Here is a 5,715-nt window from a genome sequence, read left to right as displayed (position 1 = left end):
ATGAGCGTTCACATTGGTCCGGAAATGGTGTTCACGTTGAATCGGAATTGGTGTTCATGATCGGCCGGAATATGCAATAGTGATGTTGCTGGTGTTGCCTGGTTTGGTATTTTTTCACTCAGCCCTGATCCACCAAACTATATTGGGTAACTACCCTATGTCGATCCGCTGGCTGGCGCATCGTTATTTACTGAAACAAAGTTTGGGTTTCTACCAGAATGAATTCGCTGGTCGCATCGCCACTAAAGTGATGCAAACGGCTTTGGCAGTGCGCGAAACGGCCACCAAGCTGCTGGATGTGATGGTGTATGTGGTGGTGTATTTTGGCTCTATGTTGTATCTGATCGCCGATGCAGATTGGCGCTTGGTACTGCCGATGATTGCCTGGTTAGTCATATACACCGGCTTGCAGTTTTATTTTGTGCCGAGACTGAAACAAGTTGCAACAGAACAAGCCGATGCCCGTTCAGAAATGACAGGCCGTATTGTCGACAGCTACACCAATATCAGCACTATTAAACTGTTTTCACACACGGCTCGTGAGTCAGAATACGCCCGCGATAGCATGCAGCTGTTTCTGGTGCCTGTGTACAGACAAATGCGACTGGCTACCTGGCTCAATATTTGTGTGCAGGGTCTGAACTATCTGTTGGTGTTCTCTATTGCCACGCTGGCGATATGGCTTTGGTCTGTCAATGCCGTCACTGTGGGCTCTATTGCCATCGCAGTCAGTCTGGCGCTGCGTTTAAATGGTATGTCGCAGTGGATCATGTGGGAAGTCAGTGCACTGTTTGAAAACATAGGTACTGTGGCAGATGGTATTGCGACTTTGTCTCAGCCTCAGCAAATCATCGACAAAGCTGATGCGAAGCCGCTTGAAGTGCCACAAGGTCAGATTGAGTTTAAGCAACTGAACTTTAACTACGGCAAAGCAGCAGGTGAACATGGTCCTGTGATTGATGGTCTGGACTTGTCGATTAAACCCGGTGAAAAAGTAGGTTTAGTCGGCCGTTCTGGTGCTGGTAAATCCACGCTGGTGAACTTACTGCTGCGCTTTTATGATGTCAATTCAGGCCAGATTTTGATAGACGGTCAGGACATCAAAACTGTATCACAGGAAAGTCTTCGCGCTCATATAGCTATGGTGACCCAGGATACCTCCCTGCTACACCGTACTGTAAGGGAAAATATTTTATATGGTCGTCCTGGCGCTACCGAAGCGGAAATGATTGAAGCAGCCCGTTTAGCCGAAGCCGATGCTTTTATTCAGGAGCTTACCGATCCTAAAGGCAACAGTGGCTACGACGCTCAGGTGGGCGAACGTGGAGTCAAGCTTTCTGGTGGTCAACGTCAACGTATTGCAATAGCTCGGGTTTTACTGAAAAACGCCCCTATTCTGATTTTGGATGAAGCCACCTCAGCGCTGGACTCCGAAGTAGAATCAGCTATTCAGCATAGTCTGACTCAGTTGATGATAGGCAAAACGGTTATAGCCATTGCACACCGTTTATCTACCATAGCAGCTATGGACAGGCTGATCGTTCTGGATCAAGGTCGTATTGTGGAACAAGGCAGTCATCAGGAACTGATCGCCAAAGGCGGTATTTACGCTCAATTATGGGCGCATCAAACCGGCGGCTTTATTGGTGTGGAATAAATAATAAAGGTCAGAGTCTTGGCTCTGACCTGTTGTTTTTAGCTTAAACGCGGGTCGGTTTCAGCGACCATCGGCCGGTTTAAATGCGCATTTCTGAACTGTAATAATACAGGGAAGGGTTTTAAGTCGACTAAATCGCGGAACAATATCCAGTCGATTAAAGTGAACAGACTGATACCAGGATAGTCCCAGTCACCGAAATGCCCTGCCCTGATTTGTTGCTCAAGTGCCTCTAGCGTCGCCTGAATTCGCTCATGCTGAAGATTAAAAAACAATTTATCTTCAGTCACGTCAAAACCTGAGCGCTTACAAAGCAGTAATTCAACCAAGGAGTCTGTGCAGGCATTGATGGTCGTCAGACCGTTTTCCTGATCCCAGCTCAATGGTTTGAATTTCAGTTTCGAAGCCAAATAACGATAAATTACGCCTGAATCAAAAATAACCTGCTCTCCATCCACTAACACAGGCACTTTGCGTGCCGGATTATGTTGTACCAACACTGAACGGCCTTCAGACTCAAAAATATTAAGCGCTACAAACTGATAAGGTTGCCCTGCCAGTACTAAACGTAAACGACGAACAAAAGGGGAAGCCACTGAACCTAATAACTGCATAACCTACTCCAATTTCAAACCATAGCTTTAGTGTACAACCAGAGTCAGCGGCTTAGATAGTGCTGATAGTCTGTTAATTTGGGCTTAGGGCAGAAAGCTTTTTCAATTCAAATTGATACGCAGTCTGAGCAACCTGCGCAATGATAGCTTCATTGGTTCGGCTTGACTCGGCTGAGTCTTTCACAAAAACAGCAACCAGCAAGGGCCGTCCATCAGGCAACAGAATGATACCTAAATCATTAGTGGCCGCAGTTTTTCCGGCTTTGATACCCGAAGTACCAGTTTTATGTGCGACCACAGTACCAGCTGGTAACAAACCTTTTAACCGCTCTGGTCCTGTGGTGGTTTCGACCATCCACTTCCATAACAAAGCCTGCGAGGTTTCAGACAGCTGTGTTTTTTGCTCAAACTTTTTCAGGATCTCTGCAGCACCTTTCATCGAGGTCCAGTTTTGATACTGCACCTGATCATCGGCGTGCATCTGCGCTTCATTTGCGACCACAGCGGTCTCCTTTATACCCATAGACTGGATATAGTCATGCAAAGCAGCTGGTCCACCAACCAGTTCAAATAACAAATCACAGGCCACGTTATCGCTGAGCGAGACCGAGTATTGCAGCAGTTGCTGCACTGGAACACTAAACTCGTCTCCCTGATACGCTTTCATTATCGGAGCCCAGGTATTCTGTAAAACCTTAGCCCTGTTTACGATAACGGTCTGATTTAAATCCAACTTTCCCTGATCAACCTGATGCAGTACCAACATAGCTAAATGCAATTTAAATACACTTTGCATTGGGAATTTTTCAAAAGGATTAATCAGTAAAGGTTCCAGATCGTCAGGCCCCCACACTGCAACGCCTACAGTGGCTTTTTTTCCAATGACTATGGATTCAATTTGCTCTTTTAACAGTGGGGATTGCGCTGAGGTTTCGAATGAACTAAAAGATACCATCAGTAGCGTCGAGGCAGTAACTACAGCTTTTATAATGACATTCATCGGATTGTCCTTTTGATAAGTCGATATGAATTATACAAAAGGCAGCCAAAGCTGCCTTTTTAGGGTATAGGAAGTATAAACCACCTTTTTGGGTATAGGAAGTATAAACCACCTTTTTGCTCCTCATCCGAAGTATCTTACCTGAAATTCCCTCACTCGTTTACCGCTCAAGCCCCAATTTTAACTGCCGGTCCAGCCTAAACCGCTCTAATAGGGTATAGGAAGTATAAACCACCTTTTTGCTCCTCATCCGAAGTATCTTACCTGAAATTCCCTCACTCGTTTACCGCTCAAGCCCCAATTTTAACTGCCGGTCCAGCCTAAACCGCTCTAATAAGGTTCGATTTGGCGGTAAAATCTCTAGCCTGATAGCTCGAGAGATACAAACTGCCCCACCGCCCCGTTTAAAAGTTGGCAGTGTTGAGCAGTGTTGGATTTGGGGTCGTCAGTCAAAGAGACGACTCTGTGATGGATCGAACAGGCTGGGAGTCAGTGGCGGCGCTCGTTCTGGTGGCAGCTCACGCTGCTTGGCGGCATTCGCCTTGGCTGTTTTCTGTTTCAGATGCTTGAGAATCTGCTCAATGACCTTCGGATCTTCGATGCTGGCAATCACTTTGACGTGACCGCCGCAGTGTTCGCAGACTTCAATATCAATATTGAAGACTCGCTTGAGGCGTTGCATCCAGGTCATGGCGCGGTGGCGCTCTGCAGGACTCTTGTCACGCCAGTTAGTATCGAGACCTTCCGATTTGTCGGGCTTCTTGCCCCGCTTGGCGGGTGTTACTTGAACTCGGTGTTTGCTGTTCGGTGCAAAGACGCCGTGGAAGCGTGTGAGGTTGACTCGCGGCTTAGGTACCAACGCAGCGAGTTTGGCGATGAAGTCCAGCGGCTCGAAGATCACATGGGTGGTGCCATTGCGGTACGGAGTTTTGAGCTCGTAACGCACCTGCCCATTGGCGGTTAATGCCAGACGTTTTTCTGAAACCGCTGGCCGACTAATGTAGCGACACAAGCGCTCAAGCTTATCCCGCTGATGCGCTTCGGCCATCACACCGGCGTGTAGCGAGAAACCAGCATGGTTGGCTACTCGACTGCTTGAGTCGGCTTTATCCTCACGCCCTGGCAAGGTTTGCAGGGTGAAGACTTTGCGCCCTTGCTGGGGGCCGACGGCAATGCGATACGTAACCGAAGCACCATGTAATTGAGTCAGCGTATCGTCTTCGCCCTCTTCCAGTGTCAACCACGTATTCTCGGCATCACGCTCCAAAATCCCACGCTTTTCCATGCAGCGAGCGATGCGATGGCTGAGGGTGTGAGCGAGCGTATTCAGCTCATCGTAAGTGGGTGCCTTGACACGATGGAAGCGTTGCTTGCCATAGTCATCTTCGGCATAGACACCATCGAGAAACAGCATGTGGTAGTGGACATTGAGATTTAGCGCGGAGCCAAAGCGTTGGATAAGAGTCACTGAGCCAGTTTGTGCAGAGGCTTTGGTGTAACCGGCTTTTTTGATCAGATGAGTTGAGAGTGTACGATAGACGATACTCAAGACCTGGCCCATCAGCTGGGGATGGCGAGCCAGCAAAAAGCGTAGCTGGAAAGGAAAGCTGAGCACCCACTGGCGAATGGGCTCCTTGGGGAAGACTTCGTCTATCAGCAGCGCCGCACTCTCGGCCATCCGGCGGGCACCGCAGCTAGGGCAAAAGCCGCGTCGTTTACAGCTGAAGGCGACCAGACGCTCGTGATGACAATCCTCGCAGCGAACCCGCATGAAACCATACTCCAGACGGCCACATTGGAGGAGGTCGTTGAATTCTTGTTGGATGTAGCGAGGCAGGTGTTGACCTTGGGCTTCGAGTGAGGCTTTGAAGGCTGGGTAGTGCTGCTCAACCAGCTGGTAGAGCAGCGTCTGGTCGGGTTGGTGGCGTTCGTAACCGTTTGTTTGAGTGGGCGATTGACTCGCCGTGGCGTTCCTTGCCAGCGACATGGGTATCCTCCGCTGATACTGTGGTTATGTACAGTATCAGCGGCTTGCGTTCAGACGTCCAGTCTGGCCCTAGACATCGCTAAATGCTTAACCCGCAATAGCCCTCACGAGTTGTTATCAGCCACTACCGGTTGAGCGAGAAGGTTTTGGGTTCAGGGTGCTATTGCTCCACCAATCACAATACTGAAGCCCCAACTGTTATCAGTTGGGGCTTTTTCTTGTCTGTTTGCGGCGGTTGCGTTTTATCGGTAGTCGTCGAGCTCTGCACCATCCCACATAAGAGCTTAACGGTGCGATCTTCAACGCCATCACACAAAACTTTCTTTTTCACGCACAGTCAACTTATTGGATGTTTTATTAACAACCCAAAAGGAGATATTTAGCGGGCGGCCGGAAGGTGAATGCTAGGCATGATCTAACCCTCGGTCTCTGGCGTCGCGACTGCGAAATTTCGCGA

General features: G+C 48.9%; 4 protein-coding genes. 1 reads left to right on the top strand and 3 read right to left on the bottom strand.

Going from position 1 to position 5,715, the window contains the following annotated elements; genetic code table 11:
* The first annotated feature begins 82 nt into the window (after window positions 1–82).
* Window positions 83–1,657: an ABC transporter ATP-binding protein gene (locus PG888_RS22245; RefSeq protein ID WP_270694411.1), complete on the top strand. Its 1,575-nt coding sequence runs from the start codon at window positions 83–85 to the stop codon at window positions 1,655–1,657.
* 38 nt (window positions 1,658–1,695) lie between these two features.
* On the opposite strand, the gene PG888_RS22240 is transcribed toward PG888_RS22245, so the two are convergent.
* The 3 genes from PG888_RS22240 to PG888_RS22230 form a co-directional block, all read right to left on the bottom strand.
* Window positions 1,696–2,271 (bottom strand): glutathione S-transferase family protein, encoded by a 576-nt coding sequence (locus tag PG888_RS22240; protein ID WP_001176353.1) that lies wholly within the window; start codon window positions 2,269–2,271, stop codon window positions 1,696–1,698.
* Window positions 2,272–2,344: 73 nt separating this feature from the next.
* Window positions 2,345–3,271, bottom strand: coding sequence for an extended-spectrum class A beta-lactamase PER-3 (locus tag PG888_RS22235; RefSeq protein ID WP_049637349.1), 927 nt, complete (start codon window positions 3,269–3,271; stop codon window positions 2,345–2,347).
* A 445-nt stretch (window positions 3,272–3,716) separates the two neighbouring features.
* On the bottom strand, window positions 3,717–5,258 hold the full coding sequence (locus PG888_RS22230) for an IS91-like element ISCR1 family transposase (protein WP_000050481.1): 1,542 nt from the start codon (window positions 5,256–5,258) through the stop codon (window positions 3,717–3,719).
* Window positions 5,259–5,715: the final 457 nt, after the last annotated feature.

The organism is Aeromonas sp. QDB23 (assembly GCF_027707745.1).
GTDB classification, from domain to species: Bacteria; Pseudomonadota; Gammaproteobacteria; order Enterobacterales; family Aeromonadaceae; genus Aeromonas; species Aeromonas allosaccharophila.
Note: the sequence above shows the minus strand (reverse complement) of the source record. Positions and strands in the feature narration are given on the sequence as shown.